Source organism: Mycolicibacterium llatzerense, from assembly GCF_025331195.1.
Lineage (GTDB): Bacteria > Actinomycetota > Actinomycetes > Mycobacteriales > Mycobacteriaceae > Mycobacterium > Mycobacterium llatzerense.
Genome location: NZ_LXOV01000014.1, coordinates 66647 through 90262, shown reverse-complemented (window position 1 = coordinate 90262; position 23616 = coordinate 66647). Strand labels below are relative to the sequence as shown.

The 23616-nt window shown below is 61.7% G+C and carries 16 protein-coding genes and 1 pseudogene; 9 read left to right on the top strand and 8 right to left on the bottom strand.

The genetic code is table 11. The annotated features are described in order from the left end of the window. The first annotated feature begins 1 nt into the window (after nt 1). Nucleotides 2-1582: an SIR2 family protein gene (locus A7G45_RS21515; protein ID WP_260940191.1), complete on the top strand. Its 1581-nt coding sequence runs from the start codon at nt 2-4 to the stop codon at nt 1580-1582. Here A7G45_RS21515 and A7G45_RS21510 read toward each other — a convergent pair. Genes A7G45_RS21510 through A7G45_RS21500 form a run of 3 tightly spaced genes read right to left on the bottom strand, consistent with a single transcriptional unit; the run spans nt 1579 to nt 3915 of the window. Then, nucleotides 1579-2550, bottom strand: a complete 972-nt coding sequence (locus tag A7G45_RS21510; protein WP_260940190.1) for a metallophosphoesterase — start codon at nt 2548-2550, stop codon at nt 1579-1581. The genes A7G45_RS21515 and A7G45_RS21510 overlap by 4 nt on opposite strands. 19 nt (nt 2551-2569) lie before the next feature. Next, complete coding sequence (locus A7G45_RS21505) at nt 2570-3520, bottom strand: RNase H family protein (RefSeq protein ID WP_260940189.1); 951 nt, start codon at nt 3518-3520, stop codon at nt 2570-2572. Nucleotides 3521-3552: 32 nt separating this feature from the next. Further along, nucleotides 3553-3915 (bottom strand): DUF732 domain-containing protein, encoded by a 363-nt coding sequence (locus tag A7G45_RS21500; protein ID WP_260940188.1) that lies wholly within the window; start codon nt 3913-3915, stop codon nt 3553-3555. Nucleotides 3916-4099: 184 nt separating this feature from the next. Between A7G45_RS21500 and A7G45_RS21495 the strand changes: the two genes are divergently transcribed. After that, nucleotides 4100-4645 (top strand): hypothetical protein, encoded by a 546-nt coding sequence (locus A7G45_RS21495; protein ID WP_260940187.1) that lies wholly within the window; start codon nt 4100-4102, stop codon nt 4643-4645. A 58-nt stretch (nt 4646-4703) separates the two neighbouring features. Here the strand turns inward: A7G45_RS21495 and A7G45_RS21490 are convergent, their stop codons facing one another. After that, nucleotides 4704-5063 (bottom strand): hypothetical protein, encoded by a 360-nt coding sequence (locus A7G45_RS21490; protein WP_260940185.1) that lies wholly within the window; start codon nt 5061-5063, stop codon nt 4704-4706. Between the two features lie 45 nt (nt 5064-5108). Between A7G45_RS21490 and A7G45_RS21485 the strand changes: the two genes are divergently transcribed. After that, the gene (locus A7G45_RS21485) at nt 5109-6185 is read left to right on the top strand and encodes an HNH endonuclease (protein ID WP_260940183.1); all 1077 of its coding nucleotides are present in this window, start codon (nt 5109-5111) and stop codon (nt 6183-6185) included. A gap of 24 nt (nt 6186-6209) precedes the next feature. Here A7G45_RS21485 and A7G45_RS21480 read toward each other — a convergent pair whose 3' ends face one another. The 3 genes from A7G45_RS21480 to A7G45_RS21470 all read right to left on the bottom strand — a co-directional run bounded on the left by A7G45_RS21480 (nt 6210) and on the right by A7G45_RS21470 (nt 9843). Next, on the bottom strand, nt 6210-6548 hold the full coding sequence (locus A7G45_RS21480) for a hypothetical protein (RefSeq protein ID WP_260940180.1): 339 nt from the start codon (nt 6546-6548) through the stop codon (nt 6210-6212). After that, nucleotides 6545-8965 carry an AAA family ATPase gene (locus tag A7G45_RS21475; RefSeq protein WP_260940179.1) on the bottom strand — a complete coding sequence of 807 codons (2421 nt, stop codon included), beginning with the start codon at nt 8963-8965 and terminating at the stop codon, nt 6545-6547. The genes A7G45_RS21480 and A7G45_RS21475 overlap by 4 nt, the downstream gene beginning before the upstream one ends. Before the next feature lie 233 nt (nt 8966-9198). Next, on the bottom strand, nt 9199-9843 hold the full coding sequence (locus A7G45_RS21470; protein WP_260940178.1) for a vWA domain-containing protein: 645 nt from the start codon (nt 9841-9843) through the stop codon (nt 9199-9201). Nucleotides 9844-10398: 555 nt separating this feature from the next. Here A7G45_RS21470 and A7G45_RS21465 point away from each other — a divergent pair. From A7G45_RS21465 to A7G45_RS21450, 4 genes are all read left to right on the top strand, one after another. Beyond that, nucleotides 10399-11163 carry a hypothetical protein gene (locus A7G45_RS21465; RefSeq protein ID WP_260940176.1) on the top strand — a complete coding sequence of 255 codons (765 nt, stop codon included), beginning with the start codon at nt 10399-10401 and terminating at the stop codon, nt 11161-11163. Then, nucleotides 11160-11660 (top strand): DUF3293 domain-containing protein, encoded by a 501-nt coding sequence (locus A7G45_RS21460; RefSeq protein ID WP_260940175.1) that lies wholly within the window; start codon nt 11160-11162, stop codon nt 11658-11660. The genes A7G45_RS21465 and A7G45_RS21460 overlap by 4 nt, the downstream gene beginning before the upstream one ends. A gap of 226 nt (nt 11661-11886) precedes the next feature. Continuing rightward, nucleotides 11887-12894: a hypothetical protein gene (locus A7G45_RS21455; protein ID WP_260940174.1), complete on the top strand. Its 1008-nt coding sequence runs from the start codon at nt 11887-11889 to the stop codon at nt 12892-12894. Further along, nucleotides 12878-16282, top strand: a complete 3405-nt coding sequence (locus A7G45_RS21450) for a TM0106 family RecB-like putative nuclease (RefSeq protein ID WP_260940173.1) — start codon at nt 12878-12880, stop codon at nt 16280-16282. Before A7G45_RS21455 ends, A7G45_RS21450 begins: the two co-directional genes overlap by 17 nt. Before the next feature lie 424 nt (nt 16283-16706). Here the strand turns inward: A7G45_RS21450 and A7G45_RS21445 are convergent, their stop codons facing one another. Next, nucleotides 16707-22040: a protein NO VEIN domain-containing protein gene (locus A7G45_RS21445; RefSeq protein ID WP_260940172.1), complete on the bottom strand. Its 5334-nt coding sequence runs from the start codon at nt 22038-22040 to the stop codon at nt 16707-16709. 68 nt (nt 22041-22108) lie between these two features. Here A7G45_RS21445 and A7G45_RS21440 point away from each other — a divergent pair. Continuing rightward, a pseudogene (locus tag A7G45_RS21440) lies at nt 22109-22860 on the top strand (IS3 family transposase); the annotation flags it as partial. Nucleotides 22861-22931: 71 nt separating this feature from the next. Then, nucleotides 22932-23174, top strand: a complete 243-nt coding sequence (locus tag A7G45_RS21435; RefSeq protein ID WP_260940497.1) for a hypothetical protein — start codon at nt 22932-22934, stop codon at nt 23172-23174. Nucleotides 23175-23616: the final 442 nt, after the last annotated feature.

Sequence of the window (23616 nt, the reverse complement as noted above, 5' to 3'; positions counted from 1 at the left end):
CATGGGTGGACACCTTTTTGTCATCAATGGTGACCTAACGAAGGTCGCGTGCGATGCGTTGTTGATCCCGACCGACACCGGCCTGAACATCGAAGGGCCCTGGAGGAAGTTCCTTGAGTCGCGCAGGTACTCCACGCCCGAGTCGTGGGGGCTCGGCAATGCCTTCCTGGCGGCCGCCGATCAGGCCCCACACGTCTGGCTCGGCAACATCGGCCAACTCAATAGCAGCTCTGGCTTCACGGCGTTCGCGCCGACTGTTGAAGCGTTCGTTGAGGGAGCGAAGGCGGGACTGGAGAAAGTCAAAGATGCTGACCGCATCTGCGGGTGGCCCAAGAGGCGCCTAGCGGTGAACGTCGTCGGATCGGGCGCGGGCGGCGGTGTGGGCATGAAAGGCGACCTCACCCTTGGCCTGGTCCGGACATTGCGCGAGCTGGCAACGACCCACGACGTCGACATCGTTTTGGTCACCTGGGGCGAGAAGGCTTACGCCGCAGCCCAACAGGCGCGTCGACAAGTGATCGACGGCCGCGAGGCTGAAACCTGGAGATTCCATGAGCGGGCCAATCGCGACCTCCTCGATGCGGCTCGCGACCTAGCCGACGAAGCCCGCAGGAACCAGTTGGTGCTCTTCATCGGCGCAGGAGTGAGCGCCGGCGTGGGCCTGCCGACGTGGGATCAGTTGCTCCGGGACGGTGCTGAGAAGGCAGGATTCGACTCAAGCCAGATCCCGCTCTTCGAAGATCAGGACCACCGAGACCAGGCCACCCTCATCGATCGTCGGATGCGTGCGATCAGCGGCGACCCCGTTGATGGCCGCAGTCAATTCAAGACCGATATCGCTGCGAAGCTCTCTGCGACACAACCATATTCGCTAGCCCATGGCCTGCTTGCTTCGCTTCCCAGCAAAGAAGCCATCACGACCAATTTTGACGTGCTGTTCGAGCAAGCGTGCAAGATCGCCGACGCGGACATCGCGGTGCTACCCGAAAGTCCTCGCACCGCCGATGGCCGTTGGCTCCTGAAGCTGCATGGCAGCGTGGACGCCCCGGAACGGATGGTGCTGACGCGTTCTGACTATCTCGAAATGCCGCGGCGGTACGGCGCGCTGATGGGCCTGGTCCAGGGCCTGCTCATGTTGCGGAAGATGGTATTCGTCGGATACTCATTGAGCGACGAAGACTTCCATGAACTAGTCGACGAAGTGCGTGCCGCCCGAGCAGGTGCAACCGAAATTTTCAGGGGCACCGTGCTATCCCTCGCTGAGGATCCACTCCAGAATCAGCTATGGGGCACCGATCTCGACGTGGTGCCGATGATCGTCGGAGTATTCGATAGGAAGAACCCGACGGAAATCGCCCTTGCGGCACGCGAACTCGACCTATTCCTCGACCTTGTCGGCTACTGGTCGACGACGTCAGCGTCGTTCTTCCTTGACGACACCTACAGCGATCTGACCGCAGGTGAACAGAAGCTTCGCAACTCCTTGAGCAAGCTGCAAGCATCGATGCGGAAGTGCGAGCGAGGCCCTGTAGCTGAACTTGTCGGCGAATTCCTCCACGGGTTGGGTGCGACGGACCGTTAGGCCTGCACGCCCAATTGCATGTAATTCTCTGCCCGCACAGTCGATTCCCCTGACCATCGGTAAGCGGTCAATGCCCCGCCTTTGACGGCGCTGAAGTCGACACATGCCGTGCGCTCGGTCCAATCCAGGCCGTGCTCAGGACTTCCTGTCCGCCAGTAGTGGCCATACACCACCGGTACCTCGCCACGGTAGACGTGATCGTCGTTGGCGATTGTGAGTGACGGCAGCTCGGGATACGGCGAGCTATCCGGCCTGGTGAAAGTACTTGTCATCTCTGCCAACTCGCGCAGCGTCGAACCGGTGCTCCACCACCGCAGCCGCGCATGATCACGGGCGTGTCCGTCTTTGTCCAGATATGACAGCTGCCCGTGGTCGGTCAGGCTCAACTCGGGCCCTTTGATAAGTGTCTCGATGGCTTCGTACAACGGGTGGCCTTTGGTCGATGCGTTGGCGAACTGCGCGTCGTTTCCAAAGACATTCGAACCCAGCTCCTGCTCAACGACTTTCATCGAGGGCTCATGCCAGCACGCATGCACGACCCGCACACCACCGAGGTCCAGCCACAGCGGAATGCTGCGGAACCAGTCCAGGTAATACCGCTGCTGCTCAGCAGTCAACTGCTCCAAGAATGCGCGGTGCTGATGGGCGTTCTTGTCCGAGTGCCGACGCAGATGTTCACCGTCAGCATGCGGGATGCCGTAACAGATCGCGTTGAACTCGTGGTTACCCATGGTGATCTGCGCACTGCCGGCGTCGACCATGGCCTTGACCGTTTCCAGGACGCGCAACTGTTGCGGTCCGCGGTCGACCAGGTCACCGACGAACACTGCTTGGCGGGTCGGGTGCCGAAACGCGCCGTCGGTGTGGCGATAGCCCATGGCATCGAGCAACGACTCCAGCGGATCGGCGCAGCCGTGGATATCGCCGATGATGTCGTAGCCGGTCACAGGCTGATCATCGCACCTCATTCGCGCAGACGGCCCAGCATCAGGGCTCCCCTACCTGGTTAACCCGCCGATACGCCGCCGCGAAGCCCTTGGCGATCCCCGCAGCACGGCGGCGATACTCGTCATCGTTCAAATCACGATCGCCTCGTCGATAGCGTGACGCCAGGCGTGCCAGCGCATCAGCGCCCTCGTTCAAGGGCTCGCCGCGATGGCCGTGTACCCAACGCAGCTTGATCCGGCTCCGTTCGGCGTGAATCCGACGTTGCATGGCAATCAAGTTCCGATCGGACCCGGACTCCACCACCGGGTATTCCGCAGGCAGTACGAAATCTCCACGTTTCCAACGATTCACCATCGCCACCGCGGCGCGGCTATCAGACAGCACCGTCAGACGATTACGCGGAAGTCCATACACCGCACTACCGATGGCGTACAGCTCGGCCACCAGCACGGGGTTGGCGCCAACTCGCTTCGATGACGAAGCGAACGCCGCAAGTCCGTGCTCACCCGAGGAGGCCAGCCAAGCGAAGCCTGCGTGCCGGCACCTCATCGAGCCATCGGTAGCGACGGTGAAGGGACCACGGTCCAGGGGAAGCGACGGCAGCGACAGACGCGCGTTCTCCAATTCAGCGGCCGCGCGTTCAACAAGTGATCGGTCTGCGTGGGAGGGACGCTCGATCCACCAATCCGTTGCGGCAGTCCAGATCTGGCCGGCGTAGCGCCACAACGGACTACCGCTCCCCACGCAGGCAACGAACCGGATGCGCTGTTGTTCGGGACGCTGGGCGCAGATTTCGTCGATCGCGTTGAGCACCGCGACCTCGGCGTTCGGCGCTGCGACGACACCCGACCACGATCGCTGCGCGCTGACGGCGACGTAGCAATGGCCCAGGTGCGATTCGGCCACATCGATCACGATCGATTCGACTGGCCGTGGCTGCGCGAAAGCGAGATCGGTGCGTCTGGGCTGCGGACGCGGCAGCGGCGTCACGGATTCGCACCGTGAATCGAGGCGACCGACCATCATGCCGGCACGCCTTTACCGCCTGCAGTTTGGTTGAGGAAGGCGTCGATCACCGGTTGCGTGTCAGGGCACATGTCGTCAACGGCTGCGACGATGATGGTCGCCGCCTCGTAGCGCTCGTAGCCAGCTCGTCCCAGGAAGCCCATCGCGCCGGGTACGCCACCACCGGAGCGCAAGATCCGGCAGGTCATCTTGCCGGCGTCGATGACCCCGGAGACCGACGAGTAGTACACGCCGTTGTTGTCCAGGTACACAACGAAGTCGTACTGGTCGGCGTGAGCAGGCGCCGAGCCAATCAGCCCCGCCAACACCATGAAGGCAGCGATGACCGATATGCGGCCGCGGTTGAAGTAGGTGGTCATCGGGCTCTCGGTCCTTCTGAGGAAATGCCCGCTTCCTGCGAGCCCTACAGATTGACAGACACCACCGACAAGTTCGGTGCCTGCGTAGGCCCTCGCCGACACCGTCGAATTGTCGGTAGCTTGCGATACGTTCGCCCGTTCGCCAAGCCGCGCCGACAACGGCGCCAAAAGAATGGATGGAGCAATGGCCACAGCGCATTTCGGCGACGGGTCCCGAGCGTCGCGGGCGCAATCAGCGATGGCGCATGCGTTGATCTACGTACTTGCCGTGGCAGTGCTGGCGCGGATCGCCTCCTGGTTCGGACTGCTCGGGTGGGTCGATATCGCAACGGCATCGGCGTTGGTGGCGTGTTGGGCTGTTTCGGTGTTCCATCGGCGTCGGGACCACCTTTGCGCGCGATGCATGTACGCCATCCCCGCCGACGCCCCGACTCAAGCTGAAGGACGACGGTTCCCGCTGTGGTTTGTCCACTTCAATAGCACTCTCCGCGGCATGACGATCACCATGCTGCTGGTCGTCGGTGCTCGACTGCCCCACGCAATCGCTGGCGATCCCGGTCTGCGACTGGTGCAGATCCCGGGTGATCTCTGGATGTTCGCGATCATCTACAGCGAATGGTTGCACCACCGGTTGCGTCCATGGTGCCCCTATTGCCGGCCGTGGGACGACGGCGGCGACGAGGAGCATGCACCGGATCCGACGCTGTTCGGCACCAAGGCGGGTCGCTGACAGTGAAGCTGCTCTGGATGACGAGCGCCGCTGACGGCGGCACGCCGAGCGGATTCGGCTACAGCTCAAGGATTGTCGACGGGTCATGATGCACCACGACACCCGCAAATCGGGCCAGGAGTGCGAACACGAATGCCGACCGCTTGACAGTCTTCACCAGCTCCCCTTGCCTGAGGGTTCGCTTCTGCCGCAGGAGATTCCATCCGGAAATGATCATCCAGGCCGGCACCAGCTGCGGGCCGCTGCCCTTCTGCCTGGACGCTTCAGTCTCAACCCAGATACCGGTGCGGTCGATGCCAGCGATCCAATTGGGCTGATTGCGAGTCAGCGTGGGAATTTCGTCGCCGATAGCGACTGCGGTGTTGATGCGCTCGAACAGGTCGTCGTCGAACTCGGTTGGGCGCGCTGGACCGGTCATCCAATCAGTGTCACTTATGCGGCCCCGGGGTGGTAACACAGTCCCATGGCTGACGATCCACTGCTACTGGGCCAGCGTGTGGTGGCGATCCTGGAGACCGGCCAGCGCGACGCGACCTACAAGCTGGCCACCTTGCTAGCGCTGATCGAGCACTGCATCGAGAACCTACCGCCCGCCCCGGACGATCGTCTGCGGGTGCCGATCGCCGATCTCGCCCACCGGGTCCTGGCGATCTACTGGCGGCAGGTCCGGACCTTCGACGGGCATGTGCTGTCACAGCGCCGGACCGGATCGAAAGCACGGCTCATCGACGCGACGCTCGAACTGCGCGCAGCCGCCGGCGCCGGGAACACCGGTTTGTCCCTGGAAATGGCGAAAGCCCGCGCGCCCGAGGACTATCGCGCCGCGATCGACAAAATCGTGATCGCTCTGGCAAAGCAACCACTGCCACGGCTACAGAAGCTGCCGGGAGCTGCGACCAGCGACCCGTTCCTATATGACGATTCGTTCCTCGGCGAGGACGTATCGCGAAAGATCCTGCGCGACAACGGTAATGCCATCGAATTGATGCCCGGCGTCGCGAACGGCCTGGCCCGACTCGCCGGGCTCCTCAAACCCGCCCTGGAAATCATGTGGGTGGACGACGTCCGCGGGATGAACAAGTTCCTGACTGCGGATGTACCCGATCTCGCCGGCCACCTGTTCGGCCGCGACCGCACCGCGTTGGCTGCGGTCCGCGGTCCTCTCAAGGAAGCATTCGGTCCTCACTGCTTCTACTGCAATACCCATCTGCCTGCCGGCAATCCGGTCGACCATGTGCTGCCGTGGTCGCTGGTCGGCATCGACGGGCTGGCCAACCTGGTGCTGGCGTGCCGTCAGTGCAACGGTGACAAACGTGATGCGCTGCCCGCAGTCGGCATCGTGGACCGTGTGCTCGGCCGCGACCGCGAAGTACTGGAACAGATTGCCGACGAAATCTGTTGGCCTACAGAGCACAAGCGCGTAGTCGCGGCAGCACGTGGAATCTATCGCGGCCAACCGCCGGGCGTCCCCACATGGTCGGGCTACAAGGCAAGTATGCGGCTGGACATCGCGGTGCCGCCCTGGTGGGTGATGATGTAGAGCGCCACCCGACACCGATCGTTGTCACGCCGGCAACAACGACGCCACGACCCCGCACAGGTGCTCAATCTCCGCCGTCGACGGCTGCAGTTCAAACGCATGCACATGGCAGGCGGTGCTCAGGCGGCTCCACGCGACGGCAGCGCTATCTGCCGCGTCCTGGGTATCCAGAGCACGCAACACCACCAGTCGGCTCCGCGCCGTCGCCCACGGCGCGGCTGCACCGAGACTCGCGCACCGCAGATCGATGATCTCCTCAAGGGCCTGACGAGCGAGGAACGCGGCCATGCGGGCCGAGAGGCCGTCAGCGCGTGCACCGTTGAGTACCTTCTGTGCCTCCACGAGAAGCTTGATAGCGCTCATTGCTCTGCCAGAATGTCTTTGACGGTCCGACGTAGGTCACTGATGTCTGCGTCTCCGACTCCGTGAGCGCCGTGGGCACCCGCGTTTCCGATGTCCAGTGTGTTCTTCCGATATGGCTTCGCAAGCAGCCAGCCCGTCAAGTCCGCCGTCGAGTCACCGAGTACCGCAAGCGCCAACCGTGTTCGTGTGTTCCTCGCTGATTCCCACTTCTTCTCGGCGTCCACTCTCGATTCGCCGCCCTTCGACTGCTTGGCGTAGTGCACCTGGGCGGCAACCGCTTCGAGCGCCATCCTAAAGAGGCTCGGCGCCACCCGACTCTTGACAGCGGGCGGGAGCTTCTCATCCTTGACCATCGCGTTCGCGTCACTGACTAGCCGGCCGGCCGGGTCAAGGTTCGGGCGCACTACAACCTTCGATCCGGCCTCACGAACAACTTCGACGAGACGGGCGTTCACGCCGGTCTGGCGGACCACCGATGCGAGACGGTCATCGTGCGAGAACACGATCACCTGGTGAGTCCGGGCGATGTCGGTGAGGATACGAACGAAGCCGTCGATCTTGGCTGGGTCCATCGCCTGAATCGGGTCATCGAGTACCACGAACCGAAACGGACTCTTGGCGGATGTCGCACGCGGTAGGAACAGCGCCAGCGCGACAGCGTTCTGCTCGCCCTGACTCATCACCGACAACGCCTGCGTCTCATGACCATCCACCGATCCGCCGAGCACGGCCTTCCGCTTGGTCGCAGTGCCTGCCAAGGTGATCTCGGCGAGGTCGACATTGCTCTCCTGCCGCAGCTGACCCCAGATCTGGCGTGCCTGGGCGGCAATGGGTTTCAGCCGCGCATTCCGAAACTCAGTGCCGTTGTCGGTGACCCATTTCTTGGCCGCGGTGAGCGCTTTGAGCTGGTCGTCCGATTCGCGGGCATGTCGTTCGTTGGGCACCCAGGCCGCGATCTGTTCCGCTACGGGCGACCAGACATCCTCACGCCGGGACAGCTCCGCAGCGGCCTGTTCGCGTAGTACGTCCGCGGCACCGACTGCGTCGACAAGCAACGATTCCACATGATCGGCGAGCTCCAGGTCGTCGGTCGGCACCTCGCCGGCCTTGAGGGCGGCCTTGTTGTAGCTCTCGAGGCCGGCCAACTCGACGCCGGGAACAGCGGCCGCCTGCCGAAACCCACCAACCGCACTGGCCGCAGTCTGGCGCGCTTCCTTCAGTTTGGCTGTTGCCGAACGGTATTCCGCCAGTGCGGTTTCAGCTTCGGCGACAGCAGCCCTGGTCCGTCCAGTCCAGTCAGCATCAAGCTCACCACCACCACAAACCGGACAACTCGTGTCACCGGCATGCTGATGAAAATCCAATGCAGCATGCAGCACTGCGACGCGTTTGTCCACCAGGGCCGCGGCGTCTACTGCCGCGCTCTGCAACTCACCGACAGCGGTCCGCAGATGCGATGCCGCCGACGCGATGTCGTCGATGGACGGAACCGTCAAATTGGACAAGTCACGCAGCGCTGCAAGCACATTCAGTTCAGGCGAGCCGGCGCCGGTAATGACCGACACAACCTCGTCCAGCGGAGGCGGCCGTTTCCTCAGCAGCGTCACGACACGTTCAGCACGTTCATCGGTCACGTCACCCAACGCTGCCAACAACTGTCGACGCTCGCTGTCGGCCGCTTCGCGCGATTCCTTGGCCACCTTGAGATCCGCGGTCAGCTTCTTCTCCACTGCAGCAAGCACATCCAGCCCGAGCAGTTTGGCCAGCGCGTCATACAGCACCGACGGACCGCCGTCGAACAGCCTCCCGAGCTCTTCGTAGGACAGCACCGGTCGATACAGCTCCAGCGGATTCGCCCAGCCGAGTTCGTCGATGCCCTTGGTCCGCTCCTCGCCGCCCGACTGGGACCATAGGTCGCGGTCATCGAGTTGAGCTTCATCAGCCCAATCCACGCCCACGGTGACCGGGCCGGCACCTTCACGGGTGAACTCGACGCGCACCGCGCAGGGATTGGGCTTGTGCAGGTTGCGCCAGGACTCCGACCACAGCGACTGGCGCTCCCGCCACCGGTAGCTGGTGCCGGTGAGCGCCAGTTCCAGTGCCTCGGCAAAACTCGACTTGCCGGAGCCGTTGCGGCCACTCACCACCGTCAGGCCCGGAGCGGGATGCAGCTCAAGCTTCGCTGTCGACCCGATGCCCCGAAAACCGCACACCTTGATAGTGTGGAGAAAGGTCAGAGACGGCTCCGTGCCGGAAGTGCCGCCGTTCTGGTCAACAACGGCGGCAAGCGTCTCAAACACCACAGCCCGAGCCGCATCGCTCAGGTCCGCTTCGTCTTCCATGTCCAGCAGCCGGATGATGACGTCCTCAACTGATTCTTCACTGTCGGCCACGGTGTCTTGCGATGCCTGTTCCACACCGAGATTGAACTACGAGTCACCGACAGTCAGAAGCAATTCAAGATAGCCGGCGTGTAGCACGACAGTCTCCGCAGCCGACGCCGCCAATCGGCGCCTTGACCGGGGAGTCAACGAACCACTTCGACTTACAACGGATGTCGATCTCGCGGCAGGTAATCACGTAGCCACTGCGGTAGCAGGGGCTTCATTCGGCATCCCCCCTTCGGGCATCAGCCGAGCTGAGCGCCGCGTCAGTCGCCAGACGCCCGGGAACGCTGCTCGTCGCTGAATTCGGGCATCCGCGCGGCGCAGTCGCGTATCTTCGCGTTCCGGTACTTGCGCACGTTGTCAGACACGACCTCCATTGCCTCGCGCGACTTTCCGCGGCTGTAGGTAATGGACTGTTCGGCCTTCACGCCGAGTCCTTTACCGACTTCGACGGCGTTCTGGTTCGCGCCCATGTACAAGAATTCCCAACCGAATTCGTTGGTTTGTTGCTCCACAAGAGATTTGACGTCCGGCTGGCGCCATTCCCGGCTGGCGTTCTCGAATCCGTCGGTCATGATGGCCACGATCACGGTACCCGGCTTGTCGTCCTCTGAGAGTTCGTTGATCTCGATGGCCGCACCAGTGATCAGCCGACCCATTGAGTCGAGCAGTGCGGTACTCCCCCGAGGCTCCAACACTAATTGCGGCACATCCGCCAGCGGAATGTTCCGGTAGACGACCTCGTACTCGTTGTCGAACTGAGCGAGGGTTGCCGTGCACTGCCCTTCGCCAGTGCGTTGTTCCTCCACGAAGGCGTGGAATCCGCCAATGACATCGGTCTTGATCGACTGCATCGAGCCCGACCGGTCGAGTAGGAACATCAGGTGGGTGAGGTTCTGATTGGCCATTGTGGATTTCCTTTCGAAATATCAAGCAGAGTTGTCGTTTTCAGACAGTGAGTACCGCCAAGCAGTGAGCGGCGGCGACGTCAAGGACGCACGAGACCTTTCGGCAACGACGTGTCGCACTAACGGTGACATGCATATCCGGGACCACCCGACTAATTCAGACCGAAAGGCACTAATTGCGGATACAGCAACAACTGCGGACATCGGAGCGTGGTTGCTGACCGTGCGGGCCCTAAAACTCGAACCGCGGTCCGCGTTTTGGTGCTGTCTACATGTTACGTCCGGGCACCGACAAACTGCCCGGCCCTGGCCGTGACGAATGCTCCCGCAGAACGATGCAGTCCGAGCAGCACGCATTGCCGATACCACCACATCATGTCGGTGGGTGGTCGTAACCTGCTCTGAGGATCAAGGGGAGGTAGCCAACGTGTTGTGTGTCGGCATCCGGGCATTCATCGGATTGGGTGCGAACAAGAAACTTCATCAACGACGACGTCTCGCTATGGCAGCCCATTGGCGGTGGGCCGACGACAATGCTCATCAAGGCCTCAGCCGATGAACACCGACCCGCCCGCGACCGAAGCCCGCGCCTGGACGGAAGCAGGTGTCGACCCAGCGGACGTTGAGGATTTCATCGAGCTTGGCCTGACCCCCGCGGAGGCGGCGACGTACGCGACGAAGGGGGTCCGTCCATATCAGATCACCCGCACCGACAGCGGGTACGCAGTCGAACTCGAACCCTGGCAGGAGGACCCTGTCGATCAGCTGCCGAAGGTGATTGAGCCAGGGCGTATCAGCCTCAGCTTGTGGGCAGAGCCCTCGTGGGGCGACGACTATCTAGAGAGTGACGTGGTCATGACCTGGGATGGCGGGCACACGGTCGATTGGTCTGTAGTCAGCGGCTCGGGCCTGGGGATGGCTTCGAGTGTGTCGTTCCGCGGCATCGCGGGATGGCCGAACGGCAAAGACGTTCATCTGAGCTGCTACTCCGGTGATGTCGGCGTCCGAGGAGCTGCCACGCTCATCGGTGCCGCACCCACATCAAGTGGCGCTACCGCCACGAATGACCCTCAGAGTTGGGTCAATCTGGCCCAGAAATTGGTCTGGCTCGCGGACGAATTCGATGATTCAAACAGAGAAGATTGTGAATACGCGGCCGAGTACCACCGCCCCGCTGACGACTGGTGGGGAGAGTTCGACGATTTATTCCTCCAGTTCTTAGAAAGCGCCGATCCCGACGGTTCCCTGCCTTCCTTCGACAGCTGGCTCGCCGACGCGCTCGAGACGGGGACGTACCAACCGGGGGATGGGACAAGTTGACGTCACCAATGCAGGGCTATGGCGACTTCGAATGGACATCAACAGCCGATCTTGCTGAGCACGCCCACGATGACGAACCAGACGAGCCATGGCGCTTCTACCTTGCTACTGCAGTGCATTTCGCCGACGGAAGGGTTCTTCCTTCGCAGGACGGCGACGGCGACGAGCCGCCGTTCGGACCACTACACGTGATCAGCGCGGTCCAACCGGATGCCGACCCCGAAGATACCGACAGCGCCAATCGGCTGGACATCCTCGACCGCGAACTCACCGAACACGGCGTTGATGCGGTTCCTGTTGTCGGTACCGCGTTCGACGGAAGCCACGCCGAGAACAGCCGGGCAGTGTTCGGACTCACCGACGACGAGGCCCGCGCTATCGGGTTGCGATTTGGCCAGGTAGCGATCTTCAGCTGGCAGGGGTCATGGTGGTCAGTGCTGGCATGCGCGACCAATCGGGTCGACCAGCGCCGATGGCGGTGGGAACCCAAGAGCTGAGGATGCCGGCCAAGGACCGTTTCCGTCGCAGGTGTGCTCAACAAGGGGATCTCAGGACGCGCCTGCTGCAACTCCCGACACCGACCTCAATTGCTGTGGGTCAGACAGGAACGAGATCCGAATGACTGACGATCACCCAAAAGTTTTTCCACCTCAAGACGGCACAACGGACTTCGGACGCAGCCAATTCGCGACCAGTCGGCACGCAAGCAAAAAGGACTACTCCGTGAGCGATTTCGGAATGACAGTGATCGACGACCTACGGCAATCGCCCATGATCGAGGATGAGTGGACAGTCCGCCATGACCGCGGATTCACTTGGTGGTCAGGAGATTTAGCTCAGCACTTTGCGCTTGGTGAAGTGCGAACAACGCCTTCCGGGAACGAGTGCACCTTACGAGTCTGGACCGACGTGGTCACCGACGTCGACCCTGACTCAAATCCCGAGCGACTGCTTGCGATGGTGAACATGCGGGAGCTCGCCATGAATGCGTTGATCTGGGATCGAGAAGCGGCGACCATCAAGGTCTCCTGTTCGATGTCAATTCACGACGGCAACACAGGCTTCGCTGCGAGGCTGATCGGTTTGCCAACGGTGCTGCAGAACTATATGGCCCACGCCTTGGCCGACCGATTGGCTCACCAATGCCGTGGGGCCCGCGCGTCGTCATCCAATCCAAGCACTGGAGCTCACGGAGATCCGAACGATCTTCGGGCGTTCGCCGGTATGGTCATCGGCGCAGGTGAAGACCCATCGGTGTTTTCGAATCCAGAGCCCGATGCGATGCCGGGCGAGCCACTGGGGTCGTGGATGAGCAGATTGCCTGCTTTTGCCGATCGACTCCACTGTCGTGGCAGTGGCAACGACATCGCATTCAGTGCCGAAGTGCCATTCGCGGAGTCCGGGCCGGCCGGGTGCGTCGAGGTTTTTACACACCAGCCGCATCCGGTGTTCGGCAATGGCGTGTGGTTCGTGCTGCAACTGCCGTTGGCTCCCGGAGTCGACAACGCGTTCGTCATGGCAAATGCACTCAACGCACAGGAATTCGACTGGGTCCCGCCGGGACTCGCGGCGCTCGGCGCGTGGTCACCAGACTTTCTTGAGGACAAAATGAATGGATTGGCGTTCTCAACGTTCGTCCCGAACAAGCTCGGCGGCTCAGGGATCCTGGAGAACCTTTTCACCTACGCGGCTCTCCGCGCTCGGTTCTCGGCCGATGTCCTCTCACCTTAGTTGGCTTTATGACCTGCACGGCACGCAAGGAGGACGCATGGTAGAACGGCTGCTGACCCCGTCAAAAGTTACGGCGTGGCTTGATTGCGCCCACTATCTGTCGTTGCAGAACCAGGTCGATGACGGCACGCTCGCGAAACCGAACCAACCGTTCGGGTCGTTCGCACAGTTGTTGGCGGACAAAGGGACCCGGCACGAGACAGATTGCCTCGCGGAATACCGACGGCAACAGAAGTCGATCTGTGAAGTACCAGCCATCTGGGAAGGAGAGAGATTCGCCAGCTGGGTTCAGCGGGTCGGTAACCCCATGGCCGATGGGCACGACGTGATCTATCAGATGCCGTTCGTGCATGACGGCATCCGAGGCATCGCGGACTTCCTTATCCGAGTGCAGGACCCGGAGACCGGTGTGGTTTCTTATGAGCCGGTGGACGCCAAGCTGGCGCGCAAGGAGGCCAAGCCCGGGCACCTCCTGCAGCTGTGCTTCTACGCGGATGCGGTCGAAGCGTTGACTGGGGTGCGACCGGCGCGCATGCACATCTGGCTGGGGTCGGGCGTCGTAGAATCGTACAGGGTCGATGAATTCAGTGCTTATTGGCGACGGCTGCGCGGCCAATTGCGCGCCGCACTCGAGGCCGGCGCCGCCGCCAGCACGACGCCGGCGCGTTGCACCCACTGCCAGTTCTGCGAATTCAGCGATCTCTGCGAAAACCATTGGCGGGATGAGGATTCCCTGATCTACGTCGCAGGGATCCGCGCAATCGACATAGATGCGTTGACCGCCGCAGGTGTCAACACCCTGACGGCGCTCCTCCAAGCTACCGGACCGATTACCGGTGTCCGGCCGCTAAGGCTGATCCGCCTAGTCGGTCAGGCCGCGTTGCAGCTGCAGGCCCGGCCCGAGGACCGCCCGCCATTCACCGCAATCGAGCCAGTCGATGAGACCGATTGGGGCCGAGGACTCCAGAAACTCCCCCAGCCCGACGACGGGGATGTATTTCTGGATTTCGAGGGACACCCGTTCTGGCGCGCCGACACCGGCCTGTTCTTCCTGTTCGGGCTGATCGAGCGCACGGTGGGCGAAACCTGGGACTATCGGGAATGGTGGGCGCACGACCCCGAGCAGGAAGCTGTCGCCACTGCCGCCCTCATCGATCATCTGGCTACCCGGCGGGCAACGCATCCGGGGATGCACGTCTACCACTACAACCACACCGAACGCAGCTCCCTCGAGGCATTGGTCACCACCCACCGGGTGCGGGAGGATGTCCTGACCGAACTCGTCGGACAAGGGGCGTTCGTGGACCTCTACCCCTTGACACGCAACAGCTTCCAAGTAGGAACGGAAAGCTACGGGCTGAAGTCGCTGGAACGACTAACGAATTTCGTGCGCAGCCACGAAATCGACAAAGGCGCCGGCGCAGTGGTTCAGTACGAAAAGTACATGACAGAAGGCGATGCCAGCCTGCTGACCGACATCGCCCGGTACAACGAGGACGATGTCCGGGCCACCATGGCGCTACGGGACTGGCTGATCGAGCGCCGTCCTGGGAGCCTCGAATGGTTCGTCGCCGAACCGGAGCCGGAGGGCTACACCCCCAGTGAGCTCATCGTCCGATTGCACGAATTCGACTCGGACAGTGTGGAATACCTACTGGGAGACCTGCTGGGCTACTGGAGCCGCGAATGGTGGGCGTACTACGCACCCAAGCGGATCAAACTCCAAGCAGACCCCGAGGACGTACTCGACGATGCAGCTGTCATCACCGCCCTTCAGTACACCGGCCTGGTCGAACGGACCGGCACCAAAGGACGAAAGGTCCTGCCCGCTCTGGGATTCACCTTCCCGCCGCAGGCGCTCGATGATTTCCCGACGGAGGGCGACCGAGACAGCGACGTCCACACCATCAACGTCGAGGGCCAGCGCTTCGACCTCAAAATCGCCCGACTCGACCGAGACGCCGGTCTTCTAGAGCTGGTACAGAGCAAGAAGGCCGCCGAGGACGGCCATGTGCCCAGCGCAGCAGTGCTCCACGAATGGGTCTCGCAGCGCGCCAAAACGGACACACTAGAGGCTTACGCGACCGACTGGCTGGACGGCAACAGGCCCGAGACAGCGACGGCGGCGCTCCTGCGCCGAGACCTGCCCCAGTTCCGCGACAAGGGCGGACCAGTCGGTGGTGTGTTCACCGATGACATCGACGACATGTGCCGCTGGGTCACCCAGTTGGACACCGCGGTGGTGGGCATCCAGGGTCCACCTGGGGCCGGAAAAACCTACAGTGCAACACATCTGATCTACACCCTGATCACGGCCGGCCAGAGGGTCGGTATCACCGCAACCAGTCACCACGCCATCATCAACGTGCTGCGCGGCGTCGTCGCCGTCTTCGCTGAGAAGAACCAACTGGAGTTGCTGCGCGGGGTGTATAAGCCAGCGGCCGGCAGCAATCCCGCGCTGCCCGGGATCGATGTGGTTGACAAGAATCCCGCCAGCGCAGACCCCGAATACAATCTGGTGGCCGGAACGACGTGGTTATTTGCATCATCGGCGATGCAAGCCGCGCCGCCGGTTGACGTGCTGCTGATTGATGAGGCCGGGCAGATGTCGTTGGCCGATGCGGCCGTAGCGTCCACCGGGGCCCGCAACGTGATCCTCTTGGGAGACCCGCTGCAGCTGCCCCAGGTTGCCCAAGCTAGCCATCCCGGGCACAGCGGCCTGAGTGTGCTCGATTACCTCCTAGGTGAAGCCACCACCATGCCCTCGGAGCGAGGGGTGTTCCTGTCCACGACCTACCGCATGCACCCCTATGTATGCCAGTTCATTTCAACGCAGATCTATCAAGGCCGCCTCACCAGCGCCGACTCCTGTTTGCAGCAGAACACCGCGGTCGGCACGGGTTTGCGGTGGCTGCGCGCCGAGCACACCGGCCGCTCTACCTTTTCACCCGAAGAAGCTGATCTGGTTGCCAAACAGATCAGCGCACTCATCGGAACACCGTGGACGAATCAGCACGGCGAGCAAAACCCTTTGACGACATCCGATTTCATGGTCGTTGTCCCGTACAACGATCAGGTCCGCACCGTCAAGCAACGGCTTGCCAGCGAACCCGCGCTGAACGGAGTGCGGGTCGGGACCGTCGACAAATTCCAGGGCGGCGAGGCCGCGGTGGTGCTGTTCAGCATGACCGCCTCTAGCCGCGACAACATCACCCGCGGGGTGGACTTCCTGTTCTCCCGCCACCGGTTGAATGTCGCAGTAAGCCGAGCCCGCTGCCTGGCCTACCTCATCTGCACCGAGGACCTGCTCAACGCCCGCGCCCGGGATGTCGACGAGATGCGGCTGATTGGAACGGTGTCGGCATACGTGGAAGCAGCGACTCCGTAGAATATTGTTTCGGTGCGGATTTCGTCTTCGAACGTTGCCTGCACAGTGTCCGATGCCGTCGCATCGCCAAGACGTCTCGTTCAAGTCTAATAGCGACAAGCGAAGGAGCATCACCACCGGCCGCGTTCGACGCGCGAGTCAGAGGCACCGAGTCGATCAAGGCCAATGTTGGGACTGCGCCTGAATTCGCTGACTCCTGATCCGTCAGGATTCGTGCTCGCTCGAAGGATCAAATCTCGTGCCGAAACCGCTCTCTGCCGATTTCCTCGAGCAAGAGGCCGAGCTGAGCTATGCGTCGCATGTCAACTGAACTCGGGGCAGCCTCCGAGTCGTTCATAGCGGTCGATTCCATCACAGTGGATCACTTCCCGCGAGCGCGAAGCTAAAGGGGGCCTACTGTCGGCAGGTTGCGCCTTTACTGCGCTCATCGCGGCGAGAACCAGTAGTGCAGACCACTGCCCTTATAGCGATATACCTCAGAACCTCTCTGTGCAAATGGGTTTGGTAACAGCAACACTGACGTCTCTGACGGCTCGCATACATGCCGGACGTAGATAATCCGGTACTTGTCACGCGACGTGTTCCGTCTGGCGGCATCAATCTCGGACGGAGTCAGTTCAAATTCGGTACTGTCCTCTGCCGCACCCTTGACTTCAAAGAAGTACGAATTGGATGCAGTGAGGACCTCGATGTCGTATCCCAGCCTGTCGTTTCCCTCTGAGCCACCTAGGACTTTGTCGCGATAACCAGAGCGCCAGATGACCTGCGCATCTTTGTACTGAGGCTGCGCTTTCAGCCAGTCGAGCGCGATGACTTCGGCAGATAGGCCAACCACAGCACGTTGCCCGTCATTCAGGCGAACTGGATTGCCGCGATAGAAGGAACCTTGCTTGGCTGAGTTAGCGGTGTCCGAGCTTCGTCGGGCCGGCGTTTGGCCAAGGTCCGCGACACGGAAAGGTGTCTGCGTGAGGCCGGGCCGCATGCTGGAACGGATGGTCTCGACGACATCGACGAATGCGTCGGGGTTAGTTGACACGCGCTCAGAGCCGATCGGAAGGGTGACTCGCGAGAGCTGCTGCTGAGTGCGTACGCGGTCTTCTTCGGTCTGCCCTCCGAGGAGGTCTTCGTCCGTCAGCGCGAGCTGCTCGGCGTCGAGAATGTGCGGCATCCCGCTCGGCCAAGCCCCGGCACGGGCTAGGTGTGGGATGAGTGGTTGGAGGTCTCGCAGAATGACGAAATCGAGCAGCCCCTGGTCGTCGGACCAGTCTGCGAGTCGCCCCCCGGTTCCGTCCCCTTCCCAAAGGCCCGAACATGACGTTCCAGCCGTACGCGCCCATGCACGAACCAACACACCAGCAGTATCGCCACTTGTTGTGATCGTCCTGCGGTTCTCCGTCCTCATGCGGTCTACCGACTGATCCTCGACAGAAGTATCGAGGGTCGGCGCACCGGCCGATCTCAACCAATTGTTCACCGCCTCAGTCATCATGGAGTCGGTCGGGATCTCAACTTCTTCGACCCAAAGGGGATCTCGCGCTATCTTGAGCTTCCTCGCAGCCAGATACATCGAGAGGTCTTCGCCGGCATGGAACGCCGCTGCGAACCGGGTGCGCAGTCGCGACAGGATGGCGTCGCGACGGGTCTTCAGGAAGTATTCGAACGACTGGTCGTGCGAAGCCGGATCGGCCAGCGATCGTTGTCCCATCGCTACCAGCGCAGCATTGAAGTCCTTATAGGACGTGCCCAGTTCAGCGCGAAGTTCAAGATAGTCTGTCGCACGCGTCGCCAAGGAGAGCACCGCCGCTTCCTCTGGTACCGCGAACCGTCGTAGCAGCGCGACTACGTCATCCTCATCGTGGGCGGCTTCGAGCAGTTCCTGAAGTTCATTACCCACTTGGATAGACATCGTGCAGGCTGCGATCACCGGAATTCGCTCGCGCAGAACGTCAATCGGGGTTCTCAGGATGTCGCACACGTCGTTGAACTGGCGCATGCTGATGCCCAGAGCGTCGGCACATTGCTCGGCGGTTGGATCGGACAGACCGTTATCACTGCGGTCAAGCAACGCGATGGCTTCAAACAGCACTGGTCCGATTTCTGGTGCGCCGGCTACTGTGGCGACGGCACCGGATAGCCGCTCCAGCGTTTGGGTGTCGAGATCTCCGGAGAAATCCTTGACAACTATGTAGGGCCGAACGAGGTTTCTCACGGCGAATACTCCGCGCATTCGACTTGCATCGATCGACCGATGCCCGTCGAGGGTCAAGTCGATGTCCCGGGCGGCGACAAGCTGCACATCGCGCAGCTGCCGTGCAGCCGCCCGCAGGCGATTCTCGCCGTAGCGCCGAAACTGGCCGCCGCGGAACTCCATTGCAGCGACGGCCAGCGGCACAATCCAGTCAGTATCCGCGCTGACAAGAGCAATCCCAAGGGTGTCGTCTGTGACAGGTACACCATCGGCACGAACGACCACATCTACGTCAGATACCAGCCGCACTTCAGCGCCGGGGACGTCATCGAGCAGTTCGAATACCCGTGGTCCGTCGGCAGCCCGCGCACAGAGGATCGCGCCACCAAGTTCGCGAATCATGCGAGTGTTAGCGGAATCACCGTCGGTGTCGACGTAGATCGGCCCATACCCGGCGCCCAGCTCAATCGCTTCCACGCGGTCGCCGCAACGCACAACCACGTCGCTCACCGCGTTCTCTTGGCTCCAAGGTTGTTGGTGCTGAGCCAGGCTGCGGCGAAGCGCGGTCTCGTATTCACGCGCCAACACTGACCACTGGTCTGCACCGACCCTGTCCTCCTTCAATGACTCGGAGAGGACGCGCATGACCTCGACGGCGTCCAGCGAATTGTTCCAACATCGGATACCGCACCACTCTCTGAGTCGCTGCCCGGCTAACGTGTCATCGCGCAATATCCGACGGTACCGACGAGGAATGATGGGGGCGAATGCGGGAGGCTGCGCGTCCTGCGGAGCGTCGTCATCGAAGTACCATGCCTCTACTGGGGTTACGAGCCGCACTGGTGTGTCGCCAGTCTTCACCGGAACCCAGGATTCACTGTCGAGAAACTGCGCCAACGGCGTTGGCCAGTCTGGTGCCAATTCATAGGGATAGTTCTCGCGGCGAACCGAGACCTGCTGACAATCGGCTGGCCAGGTGCCGAGATTGTCCAGAACAAGCTCGGCATAGACTTCCTGAGCCGCGGGAATGAAGCGCTTGAACTCGAACTGCCCTGGAAGGCACCACAATTCGGTTGTCGACTTGTAGATCGAGCGACGATGCTCGCCGTAGCCGTCAGGTCGGGGAACTCGGGCTCGCCATACTTCGCTAAAGCCAGGGTGGTCGAAACCGGCTGCCCGCGCCCAAGCACCTGGCGTGAACATTTCACCGCGAGTCGAGAAACCTTTCTTTGCGATCGGGTGCAGTCCGTCGCGGACGCCGAGGCGCAGCAGGAATTCAGTCCATTCGGCGACCGAGGTCCCTGCAGGTATCCACTGCCTTGGATCTTCGACCAGTCGGGCCGCCAGGCCGGCGATGTCAGGTGAGATTGCCGCAGTCAATCCGATCAACTTTGTCAACAACGGGCCCTGCGTATCTGCCCAGTCCTGGGAGAACACCGCCTGGACCGCCGGTCGCCACCCACCTGCAGTCGGTACGTAAAGCCGCACTGACTGCAGGGTCTTATCTGCGGGTGCACGGTCGCGCAGTCGAAAGACGAACAGCAGGGCCGCGCGGAGCACCTCCGCATCGCTGCGATGGCCACGAACGAAGCGTCCGACCGCCTCCAAGACATCTTGGGTGTTGTACCGGCGAACAAGTTTGTTCTTCTCGAAGAACGAGCGCGCCGGCCGTTGTGATCCGTCGCTGGTATACCAATCGAGGTCGCGGTGGGTGAACCAGAGACCCTTCCGCAGTTCCCGGGGAGGATCCACGTCGACAGAAGCGTCGACGTCCTCCTCCCCGGCGGTTCGGTCTCGGACTGGATAGAAAAATGCGGTCCGCGCGCTTGGAATTGCCCCAGTCTCAGTCGAGGGAAACTTCCGCAATCGGTTCTGATTATCGACGATGAGCCGCCTGCCACTCAAGGCACCCACATCACGGCCCTCGAAAACGGCTGCGATGTCGTCGTAGAAGTCCATCCACTCACCGGGCTGAGCCGCACGACTCGATTTACTCAACGCTTGAGCGCAGCTTTCGACCCATCCCGCCAGTTCATGGTCATTGGGGCTGCCGTCGTCGTAAGGGTTCAGACTGCGACGCAGATTTCTGAACCGCGCGATTCGTGTGCTATCCAGCTTCGGGTCGACGATCACGGCGTCGGTGCCAGCGGACAGGGTTTCAGCTGTCAGCGTGGTTAGTTCGGCGTCGAAAGGCCCCCACACCCGGACCCCGGCCACCGAGCCAAACGACTGGCCCGCGCCAGAGGCAATCGGTATGAGCTCGGCTCCATCGAGTTCAAGTCCGCGATGGACGAATGCCTGCTTCAACCACTCAAGGTATTCGTTGGACCAGCAGGTCAGGTCCACGCACAACGCACTGTAGGCAGGTGCATTGTCTCTGATCCACAGAGCGGTATCCACGCATAGTGCAGCAAGTTCGGTTAGCAGAAAGGCATTGAAGTACACGTCGAAGCTGACGCTGTTGCGATCCAGTTTCGTGAAGAACGGAGCGTTGGCGTGAGCAGCCAGCGGGGACGGCGCCTTGCTCATCGGCAAGAATGTGTAAAACCGCCAGTCCACGCCGATCGAATCTAATTGCGCTGCAATGGAGACTGTCGCGTCGTCGGACCACGACTCCCATCGCGAATCGATATCTGACGACGATTCGACAATCGCAGCCTGGAGGTCCTCGGCGGCAACGACCCGCGTCGCCACCACGAACCTTCCCTGATCGCCGAGATCGACCTCTGCGAGGGTAGACGGATCGTCGCCTCCGTAGCCGTAAATGGATTTGGCTTCCCGGAGAAGCAGCGCATCAAGGGCCGAGGCGGTATCCACGTCCTCGATAGTCAGTCGCAGCGAGGCGATCCGGTCCAGAAACAACAACACAGGAGTTTCGGAGCTCACGAGGTGGCGTAGTTCGTGTTCAGATCGTGCAGCTGCCTTGACGTCGCGCAGCGGTAGCCGTATCACCGTGCAGAACCCATGAGAACGTAGTTCGACCACGCGTTGAGGCACGCGCTCGATCGGGATCGGCAATGCCAACGCAGACAGGGCTCGTACCGCATCGTCGAGATCAGCAGCATCGACGAGGGCGGCGATGTCGTCGCGGCGCGCGAAGCGGAAACTGTAGCCTTCGAAGGCGCTCTCGGTGGTGTAGTCGGTCTTGGTTGAGTACACCTCTGGCCAGTCCGAGACCTGCAGAACACTCTTGAAGCCGACGCCCTTATTGCCGATGCCCTGGCCCGGCGGCTTGCTGCTCTGGGCGATACCGGTGATCGCAACGAAGTTCTTATCGGTGAACGCCCGGCCGGTGTTGGCAACATAAAGTACGCCGTGATCGCCTTCAGCGAGATCGAGTAGCACCTCAATCTTGCCGCCAGACGATCCTGGCGGATGAGCATCGTAACCGTTCTGAATCAACTCGACGAGGAACCGATCCTCATACTCACGCGCAGCGTCTTCAGCGAAACGCTTAAGGCTTGACGCCCACTCTCTGCCCATTTCTCCGTTGCGGAGACACATGTCCAGCGTTTGCCGGGTTTTACCCAGGATTCGCTCCGCTATGGACGCTTCGATTTCTGTATCCATCGACAGGAAACACTACGAAAGATCCTGATGGTGGAGGATGAGTTTGCCGGATGCCGCTCACGGCGTGCCCGCCCGCGGTGACCTGCCGGGTCCTGGGGTTCTCTACCCAGACGTTCTGCAATTGGCGTAAAAAACCTGCTGCACAACGTGATGGGGACGATGCTCACCTGATCAACGCCGTCCGTGACATCCATGCCGACGACCCCGCATTCGGCTACCGGTTCATCGCCGACGAACTCCCCAGGCGTGGAATTGCCGCTGGCGAGAACCGCGTCGCACGGTTGTGCGCTCAAGAGCGCATCTGGTCGATCTTCGCCAAAAACGTGAACTGAACCGCCGCTCCCAGCCACCAGTCCACGACGATCTCGTGCAGCGGCAGTTCAGCACCCAGGTCGCCAACCAGGTCTGGCTGACCGACATCACCGAACACCGCACCAATGAAGGCAAGCTCTACCTGTGCGCCATCAAGGATGTCGACTCCAACCGCGTCGTCGGCTACTCGATCGACTCGCCGATGAAGTCCACGCTGATGGAGGCAGCCGACTCCGGTCACGAAAATTCCTCCAAGCACTGTCGCACAACGGATTATAAGGTTCGATGGGTCGCGTCGGCGCAAGTGGGAACAACGCCGCGATGGAGTCTTTCTTCGCGCTTTTACAACGTGCTCGACCGCAGACGCTGGTCCACCCGAGCCGAACTACACCTGACGATCGTGACCTGGATCGAGCGTACCTACCACCGCCGGCTCCGCCAATGTACCCTCGGCAGGCTCACTCTGATCGAATTCGAACTGCTCCACACTCCAGTCGCAACCGCGGCCAGAAATTCACACCCGCCGAGTCGGCTGAACTCGGGGCAGTCCCGACGACCCGCCGGGGCTAGGGTTGCGTCATGGCACGCGTGCGCTCGCTCGAACAAAGCACCCAATCGATCAGCCCCCATAACTCGGAGGTGGACTGCCTGTACGCCGTGGTCCACCAGCCGGACGGTACCGCGCTCCTGCATCTCAGTACGTTTGGCTCCGATCAACGACAGTCAAAACCCAAGAGCAGCCAGTCCATTCAGGTCGATGAAGACATCGCGCGCGAGCTTGTGGCGCTGCTGGAGCAGACATTCCCTCGGCTACGCCACTAGGGCTCGAGCGGCTGCGGCCGTCAGCTGTCAGCCATAGCTCGACGGGCCCCGCCCGATTCGCCAGGAGCTTGGCTTGTAGGACCGCATCGATTCGCGAGCGGCTTCATCCGACCGCTTCTCCGCTTCAGTTTTCGGCCGCCGAGGTGCGTTCATCTCCTGGATGCGCTTCCTTACCACCTCCGGATCCGGAACGCGAGGCTCGCGTTTGGCAGTAAGACGAGAGCTGGTGCGGTTCAGCTTGAACGGATTGCCGGCCGAGCTCGCAGTCGTTCGTGTCCGGCGCGGGTTCGCTCGGTTAGCTGCCGGCTGCCTCTTAGGTGGCGGCTGTTTCCTAGGTGGCGGCTGTTTCTTAGGTGGCGACTGGTTCAGTTGGCTATTACGTTGCAGGAGTTTCTCAATGTGCTTCCGTTGCTCCTCGGAATGCGCCTGCAACCTCCGGCAT

Bases quoted from the DNA above. Each gene is read 5' to 3' on its own strand.
- A7G45_RS21445 (WP_260940172.1), bottom strand. From the start codon at position 22,040: ATGGATACAGAAATCGAAGCGTCCATAGCGGAGCGAATCCTGGGTAAA.
- A7G45_RS21490 (WP_260940185.1), bottom strand. From the start codon at position 5,063: ATGACCGGTCCAGCGCGCCCAACCGAGTTCGACGACGACCTGTTCGAG.
- A7G45_RS21515 (WP_260940191.1), top strand. From the start codon at position 2: ATGGGTGGACACCTTTTTGTCATCAATGGTGACCTAACGAAGGTCGCG.
- A7G45_RS21465 (WP_260940176.1), top strand. From the start codon at position 10,399: ATGAACACCGACCCGCCCGCGACCGAAGCCCGCGCCTGGACGGAAGCA.
- A7G45_RS21500 (WP_260940188.1), bottom strand. From the start codon at position 3,915: ATGACCACCTACTTCAACCGCGGCCGCATATCGGTCATCGCTGCCTTC.
- A7G45_RS21470 (WP_260940178.1), bottom strand. From the start codon at position 9,843: ATGGCCAATCAGAACCTCACCCACCTGATGTTCCTACTCGACCGGTCG.
- A7G45_RS21485 (WP_260940183.1), top strand. From the start codon at position 5,109: ATGGCTGACGATCCACTGCTACTGGGCCAGCGTGTGGTGGCGATCCTG.
- A7G45_RS21510 (WP_260940190.1), bottom strand. From the start codon at position 2,550: ATGAGGTGCGATGATCAGCCTGTGACCGGCTACGACATCATCGGCGAT.
- A7G45_RS21495 (WP_260940187.1), top strand. From the start codon at position 4,100: ATGGCCACAGCGCATTTCGGCGACGGGTCCCGAGCGTCGCGGGCGCAA.
- A7G45_RS21450 (WP_260940173.1), top strand. From the start codon at position 12,878: ATGTCCTCTCACCTTAGTTGGCTTTATGACCTGCACGGCACGCAAGGA.
- A7G45_RS21480 (WP_260940180.1), bottom strand. From the start codon at position 6,548: ATGAGCGCTATCAAGCTTCTCGTGGAGGCACAGAAGGTACTCAACGGT.
- A7G45_RS21435 (WP_260940497.1), top strand. From the start codon at position 22,932: ATGGCACGCGTGCGCTCGCTCGAACAAAGCACCCAATCGATCAGCCCC.